Genomic DNA, 18,256 nt, shown 5'->3' with positions numbered 1-18,256 from the left:
AAGTAAAGAGGTGTAACGTGTTATTGATATAAATGACTACCAGCTTCTTTAAATTCTTCTGCTTTCTCTTTCATTCCTTTTTCAATTGCTTCTGTCGTTTCTAAATCATTTTCTTTTGCATATTCACGAATATCATGTGAAATTCTCATACTACAAAACTTCGGTCCACACATTGAACAGAAGTGAGCTGTCTTTGCCCCTTCTGCAGGCAACGTTTCATCGTGATATTCCATCGCACGTTCAGGATCTAAAGATAAATTAAATTGATCGCGCCAACGGAATTCGAAACGTGCTTTTGAAAGTGCATCATCACGCTGATGAGCCGTTTTATGTCCTTTCGCAAGATCAGCCGCATGCGCTGCAATTTTGTACGTAATAACACCCGTGCGTACATCATCTTTGTTTGGCAAACCTAAATGTTCTTTCGGCGTTACATAACAAAGCATCGCCGTTCCAAACCAACCGATCATCGCAGCTCCAATTGCCGATGTAATATGGTCATAACCTGGTGCAATATCTGTCGTTAGTGGCCCAAGTGTATAAAACGGCGCGCCCTGACAAATATCAAGCTCTTTCTCCATATTCTCTTTAATTAAGTGCATCGGTACGTGTCCAGGTCCTTCAATCATAACTTGCACATCATGTTTCCAAGCAATTTTCGTTAATTCACCAAGTGTTTCAAGCTCAGAAAACTGTGCTTCGTCATTTGCATCTGCAATCGATCCTGGACGTAATCCATCTCCAAGAGAGAACGAAACATCGTACTGCTTCATAATTTCACAAATCTCTTCAAAATGAGTATATAGGAAGTTTTCTTTATGATGGAATAAACACCACTGCGCCATAATCGAACCACCACGCGAAACGATACCTGTCGTACGCTTTGCAGTAATTGGAATGTAACGAAGCAATACACCAGCGTGAATCGTAAAGTAATCAACCCCTTGCTCCGCTTGCTCAATTAACGTATCACGGTACACTTCCCATGTTAAATCTTCTGCAATTCCGTTTACTTTTTCCAGCGCTTGATAGATCGGTACAGTTCCAACTGGTACAGGCGCATTACGAATAATCCACTCACGCGTCGTATGAATGTTTTTACCTGTAGATAAATCCATAATCGTATCTGCACCCCAGCGCGTTGCCCACGTCATCTTCTCTACTTCTTCTGCAATAGAAGAAGATACAGCAGAGTTTCCGATATTTGCATTTACCTTCACGTGGAAATTACGCCCGATAATCATCGGTTCTGCTTCTGGATGATTAATATTCGCTGGTAAAATAGCGCGGCCTTCTGCGATTTCCTTACGAACAAACTCCGGCTCTACTCCTTCACGAATTGCAACGTATTCCATCTCAGACGTAATAATGCCATTACGCGCATAATGCATTTGCGTAACATTTGCACCTTGCTTCGCTCTAAGCGGCTGGCGATCCATTTGCGGGAAAACAGGTGTATGTTTCGAAGCCACTTTCACACCATCATCCTCTGGTTTCATCTCGCGCCCTTCATATGCCTCTACATCCCCGCGCTCCATGATCCAAGAATGACGTGGCGTTGGAATTCCCTTTTCCAGCTCCACTTTATACGCCGGATCCGTATAAGGACCGCTCGTATCATACACACGGACTGGAGGATTTGGGATGCCGTTCGTTTCGCTTTGTTCAATCTCACGCATCGGCACTTTCATGCCTGCGCGTGGTCCATCCACATATACTTTCTTACTCCCTGGTAAACTCGATTTCAATTCAATTTGCTCAGCTGAAACAGACTGTTTCATAACCTTTGTTGCCTCCCCTGTTCGTGACAAGGACGAGATATGGCCAGCGCATGCCAAAATAAAAAGAGCCAGGTCCATAAAAAAATAAGGACCTGGCTCATAAAAGACATCATTATGTAAAGCCGTTAACTTCCCTACGCTGGTACGAGCCAGATCAGGTCCAAAGGGTTAAGAAGATCACGCGCTTCTCTCTCAGCCTACGCATACGTTAGGCACCCCTAGTTTATCACTGATTTAATTTTCAATACTTTCCCATCATACACGATAATCTGAAAAATGCAAAGGTTATTTCTTTTTCTCTTTATGGAATCATCCACGTTAAATAATATGCTTGAACATACGTTATAATACCAACAATAATTACGAAGAACACCCTATTGTAAAAATAGTTTATGATTTAACATGGGAGTTTAAAAACATCTTCACCACAAAGAGTGTTGAGAATCTCAACCATTGTATTAAGAAAATTAAGAATACTAATATACAAGAGTTTAAGAGCTTTACGAATGGATTAGCCCGGGATATTGAAGCTGTCAGAAATGCGGTAACTTATGAGAATAATAATGGTCTTACCGAAGGGAGCATAAACAAGTTAAAGCTTATTAAAAGAATCATGTATGATCGATGCAAATTCTCCACATTGCGGACAAAGATTCTACTTTTGGAGAGAATGAGACTTTTCAACTAACTCCGGGAAGAACCATTTTTTACTTGCCAAATACATTCATCAGTCCCGTTTGCCAAAGAGCCTTTGTCTCTGCTGTATTTCGCTACAACTGCTACTGTTACCTGCCATACAACCTGCAATAGAGATAGGTAACAATTTACTATACAAGGAACAAAATTGACCTGCTCCTCCATTTAGTGATTTAACTATCTTTATTATTCAGAGCTAAAACTCAAAGAAAAATCTCTTACATTTATTGTAACGTAATTTCCTTAATATGTTAATTATTTTTTTGTTGTCTTGTTAGTTAAAGGGGTACTTAGTACAAAAAATAACCGTAGATAGTAGCATGAACACTATTCTTGTTATAATTATTTTTTTTCAGAACGTCTATAATCCTCTTTTAAAAAATATATGTAAATATAATAAAAAACGAATGATTAATAGAAATATTCTACACCACTCGTTTTTTATCGGACTTCTTTTTACTGTACTTTTATTTTCTTTATGAGTTATTAGAAAAATAATTGTCTATATAAGTCTTTATTTTTTCAAAATTCTTTTCCATAAATAAGATTGCTGGTACTTCAATTATTGGAAGATTATTTTCATTATCAAAAGCTGGACACGGTTTGGGAACTACCAAATAGTCAACTGAGTTTTTATCCCTAATATAATTAATTGAAACATCATAATACTTAGAAAAATATTCCTTCAAATCATCCTGATTCCTTAAAAATGGTAGAGAAAATATTGAACCATAATTTATACCAGCGTCGACAATTAATACAAAGCATATTTTTTTCATGATACACCCTCCTCGTATAATAAGTTTTAAGTTAATAACTGTTCCTTGAAAATTAAATAGTTTTTATCTTCAAGAGCTACATCAAAAAAATGATGTATGGGTAAAATTTAGTCTTGGATACTGGGGGATTTCCCCAGATAATGGAAGTATGGAAATGGATCCATCGGGAATATGCTTACTCCTCCTGTAGTTCGACCACGTTAAAAGACTGTGACCCAGACCAAAATGCACTGCATACGCACAAGCTGTATCGGTTTCCTTCACTTACCTCTCATAATGGTGGGAGGAGTAGCTTAGATGAAGGCAATCATTGAATACTCATACGCGAGGTTGTGGCTATGTTTTTGACTCTAGGGAGATCCCACAGTATCCAAGCTCATTCCAAATACTATTCAAAGAAAGGAGGTCCTTTCTTTGAGATTATTCGTAGCTATTGATGTAAGCTCTGAAAAACTTGATGTATGTTTTCTTGACAGTCATGACACTGTTTTGAAAGAAATTTGTCTTTCAAACGATGTGAATGGTGCCAACGCCATTAAGGAGGATGTTCTCCATTTTCATCAGTTGTACAACTATAAAAAAATTGTCATTGGTATGGAATCTACTTCCGTCTATAGTTTCCGTCCTTCCATGTTCCTAACGGAAGATAAGGATTTGAGGGCTTTAGACGTGGAAGTGGTCGTACAAAATCCAAAAGCCATCCATCGGTATAAAAAACTCTTTGAAGAAGATAAGACCGATAAAATAGATGCTTTCCGTATTGCCGATTTTTTACGAATCGGACGGTATAATAAGTTTCTTATCAAGGAGGAAAAATACGTTGCCCTTCAACGTTTAACACGATCTAGATATCAACTCGTTCACCAGCAAACAGAATGTAAGCAACACTTTCTGAAGAACCTTTACTACAAATGTAATACGTTATCGAAAGAGTTAAATACCTCTGTTTTTGGTGCGACGATGATGGAAATACTCTCAGATTCCCTTTCGTTGGATGAAATCGCAGAAATGGATCTAGAAGCACTCGCTACTCTTCTTCAGAAAAAGGGGAAAGGACGCTTTAGCGACCCGGAAGATTTAGCGAAAACCATCAAGAAAGCCATACGTGACTCCTACCGACTAGGTAAGGTCGTTCAAGACTCTGTGGACGTTGTATTAGCCACTTATGCACGATTGATTCAAACATTGAAAAAACAAATCAAAGAGATAGAAAAAAGCATTACTGCTTTATTCTAAGCCATTCCAGAAGCGAGATATTTAACAAGTGTTCCAGGCATTGGAGTCGTATACGCCGCGGGAATCATTGCGGAAGTTGGACAAATTGAACGCTTTGAGAACGAAGCACAATTGGCCAAATACACCGGTCTTTACTAGAAAAAATCGCAATCTGGAAACTTTGAATCGGAACGAACACCCATGACACGAACGGGAAACCAGTATCTTCGTTATTACATGGTTGAAGCTGCCAACTCTGTACAATTTCGTGAAGCTACTTACCGTGCTTATTATTTAAAGAAATATGATGAAGTTCCGAAATACAAACATAAAAGAGCCCTTGTCTAAAGCCGTAACTAGATTCGCTAAATTGTTTTTCAAATATTGAACCAAACACTTGACTGATTGCTTGTTGAACAACCCTATCCACTACTGTCGGTATTCCCAATTTGCGCATCTTCCATAAAAAGAGCCAGGTCCATAAAAAAATAAGGACCTGGCTCATAAAGACATCATTATGTAAAGCCGTTAACTTCCCTACGCTGGTACGAGCCAGATTAGGTCCAAAGGGTTAAGAAGTTCACGCGCTTCTCTCTCAGCCTACGCATACGTTAGGCACCCCTAGTTTATCACTGATTTAATTTTCAATACCTTTCTATCATACACCATAATTTGGAAAATTAAAAGTTTATTTCTTTTGTTGTTTATGGAATCATCCACGTTAAATAATAAGCCTGAACATAAGTCATAATACCAACAATAATTACGAAGAACAAACTATGCTTCACTGTAAAACGGAACAAATCCGATTCTTTTCCAGCAAGACCAACCGCTGCACAAGCGATCGCAATCGACTGCGGGGAAATCATTTTACCTGTTACACCGCCTGTTGTATTTGCTGCAACGAGAAGCACTTCAGATACGCCGACTTGCTGCGCTGTAATGGCTTGTAAATTTGAGAACAGTGCATTCGCAGACGTATCAGACCCTGTTAGGAATACGCCAATCCAGCCTAAGAATGGTGAGAAGAACGGGAATAGTCCGCCAGTTCCGGCTAATGCTAACGCTAACGTAGAAGATAGACCAGAATAGTTTGCTATAAATGCAAACCCTAGTACGAATCCGATAGATAGAATTGGCATTTTTAATTCGCTTAACGTTTCTTTAAATGTCACTACTGCATCTTTTACATTCATTTTCAAAATAAACATGGAAATGATACACGCAATTAAAATCGCTGTTCCGGTTGCCGATAATACATCAAACTTCAGAATTGCCTCGTAAGGCGTTGGTTTATTTACAATTGGCTCTGCTTTCATTACTAGATTATGCAGACCTGGAATTTCAAACTTAAATACAAGACTTTCTAAAGCCCCTCCTGGAGTGAATAATGCCTTAAAGAAACTTTGGCTCCAAATGACTACCATAACCGTTAATACGATAAATGGGGACCATGCCTTCACTACTTTTCCAAACGTTAATTTCGGCATCGATGCTACTGTCGTTGTTGCTGCTACTTCACTATTTACTTGCCCGGATTGATAAGTTTCTTTCGGCTGCCAAACTTTTAAGAACAGCGCTAAACTAATTAAACTTACAAGTGCCGATGTAATATCCGGAAGTTCCGGCCCTAAAAATGTCGCTGTAATGAACTGCGTAATCGCAAATGAACTACCCGCTACAAGTAACGCAGGCCACGTTTGTCTTATCCCTTTAAACCCATCCATTAAAAATACGATAAAGAATGGAACAAATAATGATAGGAACGGTAATTGATGCCCAGCCATTTGTCCAATTTTATGTGGATCAATACCTGTTACTTGTCCAGCAACTGTAATCGGAATTCCCATCGCTCCGAACGCCACTGGTGCAGTATTTGCAATCAAACAAAGACCTGCTGCGTATAAAGGATTTAACCCAAGACCCGCAAGAAGCGCTGCTGTAATCGCTACTGGTGCCCCAAATCCTGCCGCTCCTTCTAAAAATGCTCCAAATGAAAATCCAATTAAAATAACGAGTAGACGATGATCGTTCGTAATCGATAATACCGATGCACGAATCACATCGAATTGACCTGTTTTCACAGAAATTTTATATAAAAATACCGACATAATGATAATCCAAGCAATTGGCCATAATCCGTATAAGAAACCATATCCGGTCGCTGCCATTGCCATCGTGAACGGCATTTTATAAGCGAATAACGCTACTAAAACTGTAAGTACAACTGTAATAAACCCTGCCACATACCCTTTCATGCGGAAAACTGCTAAAGCTAAGAAAAAAAAGATAATCGGAATAAGTGCGACCGCTGCCGAAATCCAAATGTTTCCGAATGGATCATAAACTTGTGTCCATGTGTTCATTGTTCTCTCCCCCTAAAGAATCCCCTTTTGAATAGAATAACCCCATCAATAGACTATCAGGTCATCATACCTTTAAGTCTAAAATAAAAAAACGTTTAAGAAAACGTTTTCAACAACTTTCATTTATACTGTACCATAACAATTTCTATTAAAAAAGATTTTTTTGAAAATTTTATTATTTAACAGAAAATCTTACAAAATCGTCACGTTCTTGTAATGTTCATCGATAGGAAGTTTGCCAAAATTATTGCATAATAATAGTATAACAACAGAAATTATTTATGAGGTGATATATATGAACGGAAATAAAATATTAGCTGCGTTATCATACTTTAGTGTACTATTTGCCCCTATCTTATTCCCTATTATCGTTTGGATTGTAGGAGACGCTGAAACAAAACCACATGCAAAACGTGCTCTATGGACACACATCATTCCAAGTATCGCTACATTCATTGGCGTAACTATTTTAGGAATTATGGGTCTTGGATCTGATCAACCAGATGTAACACTTGGAATTGGATCAATGATTGTCTTAGCTATTTGCGGAATCATCAGCTTATACTACTTCATCTGGAACATTGTAAAAGGAATTAAAGTGCTGAAAGCTTAATTTTAAACAAATGTTTGTTTAAAAAGGGCCCCTTGCAAGTTGTAAGGGGCCCTTTTCCTAATTCGTTCACTTTATCTTCTGCGTTTCTTCTTTTTTCTCATCATTTTCTTTCGGCGTGTATTCACTTTATCCGCTATAATGTGGAGCGTACTTGCCACAACAATTCCCATTAAGAATGTTACAATTTCAACCTCATGTTTCTGCGCAATTTCTATTAAATTACCATCCAATGCGATTACATTTAATAGTAATAAAAATGGAGAAAAGACAATTAACATGTACGCAATACGAATCACATCACCAAGTATAATCGTATGCGTAAAGAAAGATCGATGCGGCATTACTTTCTTATAAGGATACCAAAATATACGTAAGAAACCCCATTTGTTATAAGCATTACTGTACGTATCTAAATCTGGTGTTAAAAATGAAGTACCTACTAAAAAACCAATTGCAAAAGTTAATAAAAAATCAAAATTTGTTAATCCATACGAAAAGAGCAAAAACAAAACAACCGGAAGGGATATTAAGTTTATTTTCGTATGCGTTCTTCCTGATGGCATAATGCACTTCCTCGCTTACGTTCGTCCTGTCACCTCATGACAGATTTCACCTATTGACCTAATTTCTGATCGATAAATGTTGTGTCTATATCCGAACCAAACCATTCTGCCAACTTCACTCGTGCCTTATCTTTCACATCTTCATTGACGTATAACGACACCTGTATTAGTGCGGCCGTTAACGCCCCTAAATCATCCGTATAGCCAATTCCAGCAATGAAATCTGGAATCGCATCAATCGGTGCAATAAAATAAGCAAGTGCTCCAATTACAATAATTTTCACTCGTTTTGGAACATCGGGTCTTTGCAAAACGTAAAACAGTAATAAACTTGCATAAATGACCGACTGCCCTGCTTGCTTTGCAACATGTTTTACTTTCTTCCAAAACGCTTCAACTGAAAATTTTTGTTTCATGTAAAAAGCCTCCCTATTTTTAAAAAGAAATAAGCTACAATATGTTATCAGTAAAAGTTCATGGAAATTACACAAAACCTATCAATGAACTTCCATTGTAACAAACAAACTAAAAAAGAACAAGTGTTCGTTAATTTTCACACGATTTCCTTCATATAATAGATTTCTAGATAACCCTTACCCATCTTCGTTTCTTATTTCTCAACAAAGAAAATTTTCACTTCCACTTAACATTCTGCTCTACCTTTGTTATATTTTCTAGTTGACGGACATATAAACGAATGTTAAAGTTTTCTCTGGTAGTGACAAATCTTATACAAAAAATGTAAAATGTTATAGTGTTTCTCAGAAATGAATTTTGTTGTATAATACAGAAATGACGTTATGCTTATGAGCAACAAAAGAAACCAAAAGGGTATGCATAGTTATAGTCGTATATGGGTGAATATAGAACCTTTAATTATGGCCAAGAAAACTATGTATTTTTTATTTTAGCATTTTTCGCTCCAAAATCGACCAAGCCTGATAGAGAAAGGGTGGAAATGAATGAAAGAAACCTTGAAATCACAATTTCAAAATGTGCGTTTCACTTTATTCGTAGCTTTAGCCTTATGGCTGAAAACTTACCTTATTACACGCACAAGCTTTGATTTAAAACTTGAATCTTTCATGCAAGAATTCATTTTATTCCTTAGCCCATTAGCAGCATCATTACTGCTTGTTGGTCTTGCATTATTTGCAAAAGGGAAAAAACGTAACTATATAGCACTTGGAATTAATTTTGTCTTAACAATCGTTCTTGTTGGTAACGTAATGTTCTACGGATTCTACAATGACTTCGTTACATTACCGGTGCTAGGACAAACATCTAACTTCGGAAGTTTAGGTTCTAGTGTGAAAGAATTATTTAACTACAAAATTATCCTTGCATTTGCAGACATTATCGTTTTCTTCGTTCTATTAAAGAAAATGAAGAACTTTGCACCTACAGAGCGTGTAGCACGCCCGATGCGTTCTCTATACTTCGTATCAACAGTTGCTATTTTCTTCGCAAACTTAGGACTTGCAGAAGCTGAACGCCCAGAACTATTAACACGTTCATTCGACCGCGTTATGCTTGTTAAAAACTTAGGATTATATGTACACCAAGTATACGATCTTGGCTTACAAGCAAAATCAAGTTCACAAAAAGCGTTCGCTGACGGTAGTAAATTACAAGAAACAGAAAACTACGTAAAAACAACACAAAGTAAACCAGATCCAAATATGTTCGGTACTGCAAAAGGGAAAAACGTAATTGTTGTCTCTCTTGAGTCATTACAAACATTCTTAATTGGTGCAACAGTTAACGGACAAGAAGTTACACCATTCTTAAACCAATTTACGAAAGAAAGTTATTACTTTGATAACTTCTTCCATCAAACTGGTCAAGGTAAAACATCTGATGCTGAATTCCTAGTAGATACTTCGTTATATCCACTAGACCGCGGTGCTGTATTCTTCACACACGGTAACAATGAATATACAGCAACTCCAGAAATTTTACGTCAGCAAGGGTATCACACGTCGGTATTCCACGCAAACAACGCAACATTCTGGAACCGTAACATTATGTATCCAGCACTTGGTTATGATCGTTACTACAACGAACTTGACTACAAGATTACGCCAGAAACAAAATTAAACTGGGGATTAAAAGATATCGAGTACTTCGATCAATCTATTGATATGTTAAAACAAGTGAAGCAACCATTCTATACTCGCTTCCTTACTTTAACGAATCATTACCCATTCACTTACGATGACAGTACAAAATTAATCGACGAATACAATTCTGGTGATGGCGTATTTGACCGTTACATGGTAACTGCTCGTTACTTAGACGAAGCAATGAAACACTTTATTGAGCGTCTAAAAGCAGAAGGTATTTACGACAACTCAGTAATCGTATTCTACGGTGACCACTACGGTATTTCTGAAAACCATAACCGTGCAATGGCACAGTTCTTAGGAAAAGAAGAAATCACTGCATTTGACCATATGAACTTACAAAAAACACCGATGTTTATTCACGTTCCAGGTCAAAAAGAAGGTAAAACAATTTCGAAACCAACTGGTGAAATTGACATTAAACCAACTATTCTAAACTTACTTGGTGTAGATTCTACAAATGACGTTCGATTCGGTCATGATGTATTCTCACCTGATAATAAAGGATTCGTTGTTCTTCGTGACGGTAGCTTCGTTACAGATAAATACATGTACACAAACAGTACATTCTATGACCGTGCTACTGGCGAAGTTGTACAATTACCGAAAGAAGAATCTCAACCACTAATTGATCGCGCCCAAAATGAATTGAACATGTCTGATAAAATCATTGAAGGTGACTTACTTCGCTTCTCTGAAAGTAATAAGATCAAAACTGGTGAAGTAAAAACAGTTATTAAAGAAGAAAAGAAGAGTGCTGAGTAATCTCAGCCTCTTTTTTTATTTTCTTCCATACAACTACTTATATTCATTAACTTTAAAATTACATAACCTTTACCAAATATTCACATAGTGTTAATGAAGAATCTCTATAATAAAATATGTAAACGAGGTTCTACATATTTCTTATCTCTCATCTTTCGTAAGATCCCTTAAAGAAGTGTGTAAATCTTTTGTTTCTACTTTCTTATAATTGTCTTTCAACATGTTTTGTTTCCATACACAAAACATTCAACGAGACAATGTCCCTATGAAAGATAGCTACCCTCCTTGTGCAGCATTCCATAAGAATGTTGCTTTTTTTTTATTTAAAAGCAGGATTCTCATTCTTATTTTCGAATTTGTATATACAAAATGCTGTAAAGTGAAACTTTAATCAGCCCTCACCAATCGGGCAGCTACGGGCAGTTATTCGCCCAATTCACTTCTTTGCTCCACCCGAATTTTTAAGTAGGAGTTTTACTGCCCATTAATGCGGGGTAAACCATCCTTACTTCTCTATGATTTACAAATACATATACGGTCATATGTAGAGAATTGCTTACATAAAAATTACTATAGTGATTTTTATCTCGCATGAATGAAAGTTTCACGTTACTTACGTACTTACGAAAGGATGGGACGGAAATTGGCATACGAAAAATTTGTACTTTGGAATGATGAAGTTATTGATACAACAAAACAACAAACGTACATAGAACTTGAAGAGAGAGGTTCGCAGTTCGGAGATGGTGTCTACGAGGTTATTCGCCTATATAAAGGGAACTTTCACTTATTAGATCCGCACATAACGAGATTATATCGATCCATGGAAGAAGTAGAATTATCGCTCCCTTTCTCAAAAGCTGAGCTCATCACTTTACTTTACAAATTAATTGAACGAAATCATTTCCATGAAGATGGCACAATTTATTTGCAAGTATCTCGTGGTGTACAAGCTCGCACACATGTATTTTCATATGACACCCCTCCGACAATTTATGCCTATATTACAAAAAAAGAAAGACCAGCCTTATGGATTGAATATGGTATACGCGCTATATCAGAACCCGATACTCGATGGCTACGCTGTGACATTAAATCATTAAATTTATTACCAAACGTACTAGCTGCTACGAAAGCTGAACGAAAAGGCTGTAAAGAGGCACTTCTCGTAAGGAATGGTATTGTAACGGAAGGAAGCCATTCCAACTTCTTTTTAATTAAAAACGGAACTCTTTACACACATCCAGCCAATCACCTTATTTTAAATGGCATTATTCGTCAATATGTCCTTTCTTTAGCGAATACTCTTCACATACCTGTACAGGAAGAACTTTTCAGCGTTCGTGACGTTTATCAAGCAGATGAATGCTTTTTTACAGGCACAACGATTGAAATTTTACCAATGACCCACCTTGATGGAACCGCGATTCAAGATGGGCAAGTTGGGCCTATCACCAAAAAACTGCAAAAATCATTTAATCAAATCTTGTTACAATCCAATATGGCATCTTCTTAAACCCGAATAATTTCTGTCCTTTCACATTCAATATATGCATTTAAATGGAAATCAAGGTGTAAATTTATGCCTTGATTTTTTCTTGTAATCTTTTTGTCATATTCAGATTCCCACATAAGCCTTGACAGTAATCGACATGCTCTTTAGAATTTTTAACAGTTGGTAAATATTTCTTCACTACATTACAGACAGAAAGGAATCGACAAATTATGAAAAAGTATCTTGCCGGTCTTGCGGCAGTGTCTGTAGCAGGAGGAGCAGCACCTACACTTGATAGTGTTCAAGCTGCACCTGAACAAAATACACAAAAAGCTGCTACAACTGTCCAAGCTTCTGCGTCAAACAACTCATCTTATACGGTAAACGCGAGCGTCTTACATGTTCGTGCGGGATCAAGCACTTCTCACGACATCATCTCACGCGTTTATAACGGTCAATCACTAAACGTGATTGGCGAAGAAAATGGTTGGTTCAAAATTAACATTAACGGAAAAACAGGCTTTGTTAGTGGCGAATTTGTATCAAAAAGTGGAGCAGCAAACAACAATGTAAGCACAGGTGGAAACAATAAAGTTACCGCTGATGTATTACGTGTACGTACAGCTCCTAACACTTCTAGTTCTGTTTCTGGACGTGTATATGCAGGACAAACATTAAACGTAATTGGACAAGAAAATGGTTGGGTGAAAATTAACCATAATGGACAAGTAGGTTATGTAAGTGGCGAATTCGTATCTGGCGTTTCTTCTACTGGGGGTTCTTCAAACAACAATACGAATAATAACAACCAAGAAGTAAAACCAGCAAGCGGAAACTATACAGTAAATGTATCTTCCCTTCGTGTTCGTACAGGTCCTAGCACTTCTCACACAACTGTAGGTTCTGTTACAAAAGGGCAAGTAGTACAAGTTGTTGGCGAAGTTCAAGATTGGTTCAAAATCAATTACGCAGGACAAACTGCTTATATAAGCAAAGACTACGTAACAAAAGGCGGTTCTAACGAAAACGTTACAGAAGGCAACAAACAAGAGCAAAACAATAATGGAACTATTCAAACTGGTGGTTCTTACGTAGTTAACGCTACATCTTTACGTGTTCGTACAGGCCCTGCCGCTTACCATAGTGTAATTGGTGGCGTTTTAAACGGTACAACATTAAACGTAGTTGGATCTGAAAACGGTTGGTTTAAGGTAAATTACCAAGGAAAAACAGGCTTTGTTAGTAGCGAATTTGTAAAATTCGTTAAAGGTGGCACTACTACTCCTGAGCAACCAAAACAACCTGAAAAACCTAACCAAGGTGCAATTGGCGACTATTACATTAATGCTTCTGCACTAAATGTACGTAGCGGCGAAGGTACAAATTATAGAATCATAGGCGCACTTCCACAAGGTCAGAAGGTTCAAGTAATCTCTGAAAACTCTGGATGGAGCAAAATTAACTACAACGGTCAAACTGGTTATATCGGAACACGTTACCTATCTAAAACACCAGTTGGAGGCGCAGTAGATAATAAGCCTAACAATAACCAAAATAACAATCAAAACAATAACAATAATAATACGGGCAATAATAGCGGCGACAGTTCTTCCGTACTTGCATATGCAAAATCAATGCAAGGTGTACCATACGTTTGGGGCGGAACTTCTGCTAACGGTGTTGACTGCAGTGGTTACATCTACCACGTATTTAAGAAATTTGGTCATAACATTAGCCGCCAAAGTGTTGCAGGATATTGGAGTAGCCTACCAAAAACTTCAAGTCCACAACCTGGTGACTTAATTTATTTCCAAAACACTTATAAATCTGGTCCTTCTCACATGGGTATCTACCTTGGGGGCGGATCATTTATCCAAGCTGGAGATAAAGGTGTAGCAATCGCTTCATTAAGTAACTCTTATTGGAAGAGCCACTTCTTAGGATACACGAAAGCACCTTAATTAATAGTTTCAAAGCCTTCTAGTTTACTAGAAGGCTTTTTTGCTATGAGTTCAACATATTACTCCCTTTCTCCTACCTTCTCTCTACAAAAATAATGTATCCATTCTTCCATTTCATACACTTTATTCTGCAAAAACAATGCATAACGTTATCATAATGTATATATTCCCATAAAAAACATAACCTATTTCATGTCTATTTATTTCATATGTGTTTTTTTGAAGAATTTTCTTTTTATTTAAACTTTTCATTAGACGTTTGACCTCCGATGTCCATTATGATAAGTTACTTAAGATGTTATATTCGTAAACGTATAGACAACTGGTTTATACACTGTTTTTACTATGAGGAAGGAGCATACACTGCATGAATCTTTTATGGGGAATTGGCGGCGTGATTGGAGTATTAGCAATTGCATTCTTACTATCTTCCAACCGCAAAGCTATTAATTGGCGCACAATTTTAATCGCGCTAGCATTACAAATGTCATTTTCATTTATCGTATTACGATGGGATGCTGGTAAAGCAGGTTTAAAACACGCTGCTGACGGTGTTCAAGGATTAATTAATTTTTCTTACGAGGGAATTAAGTTCGTTGCTGGGGATTTAGTCAACGCAAAAGGACCTTGGGGATTTGTATTCTTTATTCAAGCACTACTTCCAATCGTATTTATTAGTTCATTAGTAGCAATCTTATATCATTTTGGTATTATGCAGAAATTTGTTAGCGTCGTTGGTGGTGCATTAAGTAAACTTCTTGGAACTTCTAAAGCAGAAAGCTTAAACTCAGTAACGACTGTATTTTTAGGACAAACTGAAGCTCCAATCTTAATTAAACCTTACTTAGCACGCTTAACAAATAGTGAATTCTTCACTATTATGGTAAGCGGTATGACAGCTGTTGCTGGATCAGTTCTTGTCGGCTATGCAGCAATGGGTATTCCGTTAGAGCACTTATTAGCAGCTGCAATAATGGCAGCTCCATCAAGCTTATTAATTGCGAAACTCATTATGCCAGAGACAGAAAAAGTAGATAATAACGTTGAACTTTCTACAGAACGTGAAGACGCAAACGTTATCGATGCAGCTGCACGCGGTGCATCTGAAGGTATGCAACTTGTTATTAACGTAGCAGCAATGTTAATGGCTTTCATCGCATTAATCGCTTTATTAAATGGATTATTAGGATGGGTTGGTTCTTGGTTCGATATTAAACTTAGCCTTGATTTAATCTTCGGTTACTTATTATCACCATTTGCAATCTTAATCGGGGTTTCTCCTGGTGAAGCTGTACAAGCAGCAAGCTTTATCGGTCAAAAACTTGCAATCAACGAATTCGTTGCATACGCAAACTTAGGACCACACATGGCAGAGTTCTCTGACAAAACAAATCTAATTTTAACATTTGCAATCTGTGGATTCGCAAACTTCTCTTCTATCGCAATTCAATTAGGTGTAACAGGAACGTTAGCTCCTACTCGCCGTAAACAAATTGCACAATTAGGGATTAAAGCAGTTATCGCTGGTACATTAGCGAACTTCTTAAATGCAGCAGTTGCAGGTATGATGTTCCTATAAACTTATATAGAGTCTTCTCTTTCTACAAGAGGAGACTTTTTTCATGCAATCCAAATGTCTTTTATGCATCTATTAATCACTTTATGCCAAATATAAGAACATTATGATACAATAATGTTTAAGTCTTTTTATTTTTCTAATGAAAATAGAAATACTACTTGTTGTTGCCCTTCAAAAGAATGTAACGACATGGTCAATTTCTTAATAATTGCGCATACTACAAGTATCTATTGATGAAATAGCTTTAAGGAGGAAAGTTTTGTGAAAGATAAGTTCTATAAAATCCTCTCTATGTGGATTTTACAAATTGTATTTTATTTTACTACTGTACATGTGACGAAATATGAGCATGCTCTTATTTTTACAATAATATACGTAATCGTAAATGTGCTATTCTTATTTTTAGCTGACAAAACAGCATTTGTTTTCTTCATACTAGGAACCATTATTTCCGTATTTTATTTGTTCTATCAAGCATGGCTTCATTTATGGAGTACATCAGATCAATGGCAATATATGATTATCCACTTCCTGATGGCAGCTAACTTCTTCATTGTATATATAACAACTCACCTATTGAAAAAAGTGATTCATGAAAATAAAACTTTAACTGAGCGTGTGAGAACGTTAGAACAATATATTGGAGAATCAAAATTACTAACAAGACAAGAATTCGAGAGACGCCAAGCATTATTAACAACTGCAATGAATCGTCGTAATGAAACAGGCGTTATCATTTACTTTGATTTCACTCCCTTTAGTAAATATACGAAGGAAAGTGTTATGGACCGTGTAGCTTCCTTATTAGTTGAAACGGTAAGGAATGATTTTGACCTTGCTGCTGAATATAATAATAATACGCTAGTTATTTTATTACAAAACACAAATGAAGCTGGTGCTGACATTGTAATGAACCGCCTAAAGCCAAAAATGGAGCAATGGCTTGCTGCTGAAGCAATCCGAGATATAAAAATTTCACGCGAGCACATTGGAAACAAAGGACAGACACTGTTATGATGACTCTCGTTATACTTCTTTTATTCCTTCTGTTTTGCGTACTCGTTTTTTGGATTAGTATCACATTTTCAATTAAATATGTACTTATTTTTACGGCCTTTCTATTCTCTGGTTTACTCGTTTACTACTCTTTCTTAACAATTGCGGGCTTAATTCATCGAAATAGCAAACGAAAAGATCGTACGCTAGAACATTATCCGAGCGTCGATATTTTCATACCTGCCCATAATGAAGGCGTCGTTATTAAAGATACTTTAGAGGCGATGGCGAAGATTGAATATCCTGGAAAGCTAACTATTTATTTATTAAATGATAACTCTCAAGATGAAACACCTGAAATCGGCGATGATTTCGACAAAGCTTATGCTCATATTCGTCATATTCGTGTTCCCCCCGGTGAACCGAAGGGTAAATCACGTGTACTAAACTATGGGCTTAGTATTTCAGATGGTGAATACTTCTGTGTGTACGATGCAGATAACCAACCTGAACCACACGCACTGCGAATGCTTGTAGAGCACGCTGAAACAACTGAAGATGCTGTTGGAGCTGTTGGACATGTTCGTACAGTAAACGAAAAGCGAAACTGGCTGACGCGAATGATTTCACTGGAATTTCAAATCTTCCAGCTCCTTATGCAATCTGGACGCTGGTTACTATTCCAAACAGGCTCACTGACAGGAACAAATATGCTTCTTCGTCGCTCCGCACTAGAAGAGCTTGGTGGCTATGACCCTTATGCAATTGCAGAAGATGCTGAATTAACATTAAGAATTACACAAAAAGGTTATCTCTTACCAATCGTCCCAGAATCAGTTACTTGGGAACAAGAACCAGAGCATTTAAAAATTCTTATTAAACAACGTACACGTTGGCTCCAAGGGAATTTATACATTTTAGAAAAAATGTTCTCGTCATTAAGTTTCTTTAAAGGAAAGCTGCTTGTTCATTCCTTACAACAAGTTCTAGTGTATGTTGTATTTTGGCTATTCCTAATCATTTCAAACGTTTGGTTTGTAATTGGGCTACTCGGGATATTCCAAATTCAATATAGCATCCCGCTACTATTTATGTGGTATGTCGCATATATTACATATGTTTCTCAATTATTTAGTGCCCAGAGTGTCGAACGAACCTTTACACCGACTAATATTTTTATTAGCGTTATTATGTACTTTACGTACGCACAGCTCTTTACGTACTTATTTATTCGTAGCTTAATCCTATACTTACGTGCAAAGAGTAAGAAACAAGTCATTGGCTGGGATAAAACAGTTCGATTCAAAAAAGATAAATAATA

Annotated in this window: 15 protein-coding genes, 2 pseudogenes and 2 riboswitches; of the genes and pseudogenes, 10 read left to right on the top strand and 7 right to left on the bottom strand. The window is 37.0% G+C overall.

The window, feature by feature from the left end; translation table 11 throughout:
* Positions 1-20 precede the first annotated feature (20 nt).
* Positions 21-1,781 carry a phosphomethylpyrimidine synthase ThiC gene (gene thiC, locus DN404_RS03700; RefSeq protein WP_006917602.1) on the bottom strand — a complete coding sequence of 587 codons (1,761 nt, stop codon included), beginning with the start codon at positions 1,779-1,781 and terminating at the stop codon, positions 21-23.
* A 114-nt stretch (positions 1,782-1,895) separates the two neighbouring features.
* Positions 1,896-2,011: riboswitch (TPP riboswitch) on the bottom strand.
* 71 nt (positions 2,012-2,082) lie between these two features.
* Positions 2,083-2,154: pseudogene (locus DN404_RS31255) on the bottom strand (L-lactate permease); the annotation flags it as partial.
* A 3-nt stretch (positions 2,155-2,157) separates the two neighbouring features.
* Between DN404_RS31255 and DN404_RS31250 the strand changes: the two are divergent.
* Positions 2,158-2,469: a transposase gene (locus tag DN404_RS31250; protein WP_074553787.1), complete on the top strand. Its 312-nt coding sequence runs from the start codon at positions 2,158-2,160 to the stop codon at positions 2,467-2,469.
* Positions 2,470-2,953: 484 nt separating this feature from the next.
* On the opposite strand, the gene DN404_RS03690 is transcribed toward DN404_RS31250, so the two are convergent.
* Positions 2,954-3,256: a hypothetical protein gene (locus DN404_RS03690; protein ID WP_000717611.1), complete on the bottom strand. Its 303-nt coding sequence runs from the start codon at positions 3,254-3,256 to the stop codon at positions 2,954-2,956.
* A gap of 414 nt (positions 3,257-3,670) precedes the next feature.
* Here DN404_RS03690 and DN404_RS03685 point away from each other — a divergent pair, with 414 nt between their 5' ends.
* On the top strand, positions 3,671-4,492 hold the full coding sequence (locus DN404_RS03685) for an IS110 family transposase (RefSeq protein WP_074553754.1): 822 nt from the start codon (positions 3,671-3,673) through the stop codon (positions 4,490-4,492).
* Positions 4,493-4,495: 3 nt separating this feature from the next.
* Positions 4,496-4,819: pseudogene (locus DN404_RS31245) on the top strand (transposase).
* Here DN404_RS31245 and DN404_RS31395 read toward each other — a convergent pair.
* On the bottom strand, positions 4,746-4,919 hold the full coding sequence (locus DN404_RS31395) for a reverse transcriptase family protein (protein WP_033695279.1): 174 nt from the start codon (positions 4,917-4,919) through the stop codon (positions 4,746-4,748). The pseudogene DN404_RS31245 and the gene DN404_RS31395 sit on opposite strands and share 74 nt — an antisense overlap.
* Positions 4,920-4,988: 69 nt before the next feature.
* Positions 4,989-5,104: riboswitch (TPP riboswitch) on the bottom strand.
* A 71-nt stretch (positions 5,105-5,175) separates the two neighbouring features.
* Positions 5,176-6,837 carry an L-lactate permease gene (gene lldP, locus DN404_RS03675; protein ID WP_046393082.1) on the bottom strand — a complete coding sequence of 554 codons (1,662 nt, stop codon included), beginning with the start codon at positions 6,835-6,837 and terminating at the stop codon, positions 5,176-5,178.
* Positions 6,838-7,132: 295 nt separating this feature from the next.
* On the opposite strand from lldP, the gene DN404_RS03670 reads away from it, so the two are divergent.
* Positions 7,133-7,450 (top strand): magnetosome magnetite crystal formation protein family, encoded by a 318-nt coding sequence (locus DN404_RS03670; protein WP_001014099.1) that lies wholly within the window; start codon positions 7,133-7,135, stop codon positions 7,448-7,450.
* Positions 7,451-7,521: 71 nt separating this feature from the next.
* Here the strand turns inward: DN404_RS03670 and DN404_RS03665 are convergent, their stop codons facing one another.
* Complete coding sequence (locus DN404_RS03665; protein WP_001139061.1) at positions 7,522-8,013, bottom strand: metal-binding protein; 492 nt, start codon at positions 8,011-8,013, stop codon at positions 7,522-7,524.
* 50 nt (positions 8,014-8,063) lie between these two features.
* Positions 8,064-8,429, bottom strand: a complete 366-nt coding sequence (locus DN404_RS03660; RefSeq protein WP_000810369.1) for a YkvA family protein — start codon at positions 8,427-8,429, stop codon at positions 8,064-8,066.
* Between the two features lie 546 nt (positions 8,430-8,975).
* Here DN404_RS03660 and DN404_RS03650 point away from each other — a divergent pair.
* The 6 genes from DN404_RS03650 (at position 8,976) to DN404_RS03625 (ending at position 18,254) form a co-directional block, all read left to right on the top strand.
* Positions 8,976-10,904: an LTA synthase family protein gene (locus DN404_RS03650; protein ID WP_000665335.1), complete on the top strand. Its 1,929-nt coding sequence runs from the start codon at positions 8,976-8,978 to the stop codon at positions 10,902-10,904.
* A gap of 631 nt (positions 10,905-11,535) precedes the next feature.
* Positions 11,536-12,420: a D-amino-acid transaminase gene (locus tag DN404_RS03645; RefSeq protein ID WP_080120341.1), complete on the top strand. Its 885-nt coding sequence runs from the start codon at positions 11,536-11,538 to the stop codon at positions 12,418-12,420.
* Between the two features lie 209 nt (positions 12,421-12,629).
* Entirely contained in the window at positions 12,630-14,360 is a 1,731-nt protein-coding gene (locus tag DN404_RS03640; protein ID WP_061113488.1) for a C40 family peptidase, read from the top strand.
* A 367-nt stretch (positions 14,361-14,727) separates the two neighbouring features.
* A complete protein-coding gene (locus DN404_RS03635; RefSeq protein WP_001051020.1) occupies positions 14,728-15,939 on the top strand; it encodes a NupC/NupG family nucleoside CNT transporter in 1,212 nt (403 codons plus the stop codon).
* 261 nt (positions 15,940-16,200) lie between these two features.
* A complete protein-coding gene (locus DN404_RS03630; protein WP_049108189.1) occupies positions 16,201-16,956 on the top strand; it encodes a diguanylate cyclase in 756 nt (251 codons plus the stop codon).
* Positions 16,953-18,254 (top strand): glycosyltransferase family 2 protein, encoded by a 1,302-nt coding sequence (locus tag DN404_RS03625; protein WP_000988751.1) that lies wholly within the window; start codon positions 16,953-16,955, stop codon positions 18,252-18,254. The genes DN404_RS03630 and DN404_RS03625 overlap by 4 nt, the downstream gene beginning before the upstream one ends.
* Positions 18,255-18,256: the final 2 nt, after the last annotated feature.

Origin of the sequence: Bacillus sp. TE8-1, from assembly GCF_008368855.1 — a bacterium.
In the GTDB taxonomy this organism is placed as follows: domain Bacteria; phylum Bacillota; class Bacilli; order Bacillales; family Bacillaceae_G; genus Bacillus_A; species Bacillus_A cereus.
Note: the sequence above shows the minus strand (reverse complement) of the source record. Positions and strands in the feature narration are given on the sequence as shown.

What these genes read in the sequence shown, in the direction of transcription:
- DN404_RS03690 (WP_000717611.1), bottom strand. Translation starts at nt 3,256, where the DNA reads ATGAAAAAAATATGCTTTGTATTAATTGTCGACGCTGGTATAAATTAT.
- DN404_RS03660 (WP_000810369.1), bottom strand. Translation starts at nt 8,429, where the DNA reads ATGAAACAAAAATTTTCAGTTGAAGCGTTTTGGAAGAAAGTAAAACAT.
- thiC (WP_006917602.1), bottom strand. Translation starts at nt 1,781, where the DNA reads ATGAAACAGTCTGTTTCAGCTGAGCAAATTGAATTGAAATCGAGTTTA.
- DN404_RS03625 (WP_000988751.1), top strand. Translation starts at nt 16,953, where the DNA reads ATGATGACTCTCGTTATACTTCTTTTATTCCTTCTGTTTTGCGTACTC.
- DN404_RS03635 (WP_001051020.1), top strand. Translation starts at nt 14,728, where the DNA reads ATGAATCTTTTATGGGGAATTGGCGGCGTGATTGGAGTATTAGCAATT.
- DN404_RS03670 (WP_001014099.1), top strand. Translation starts at nt 7,133, where the DNA reads ATGAACGGAAATAAAATATTAGCTGCGTTATCATACTTTAGTGTACTA.
- lldP (WP_046393082.1), bottom strand. Translation starts at nt 6,837, where the DNA reads ATGAACACATGGACACAAGTTTATGATCCATTCGGAAACATTTGGATT.
- DN404_RS03665 (WP_001139061.1), bottom strand. Translation starts at nt 8,013, where the DNA reads ATGCCATCAGGAAGAACGCATACGAAAATAAACTTAATATCCCTTCCG.
- DN404_RS03640 (WP_061113488.1), top strand. Translation starts at nt 12,630, where the DNA reads ATGAAAAAGTATCTTGCCGGTCTTGCGGCAGTGTCTGTAGCAGGAGGA.
- DN404_RS03650 (WP_000665335.1), top strand. Translation starts at nt 8,976, where the DNA reads ATGAAAGAAACCTTGAAATCACAATTTCAAAATGTGCGTTTCACTTTA.
- DN404_RS03645 (WP_080120341.1), top strand. Translation starts at nt 11,536, where the DNA reads ATGGGACGGAAATTGGCATACGAAAAATTTGTACTTTGGAATGATGAA.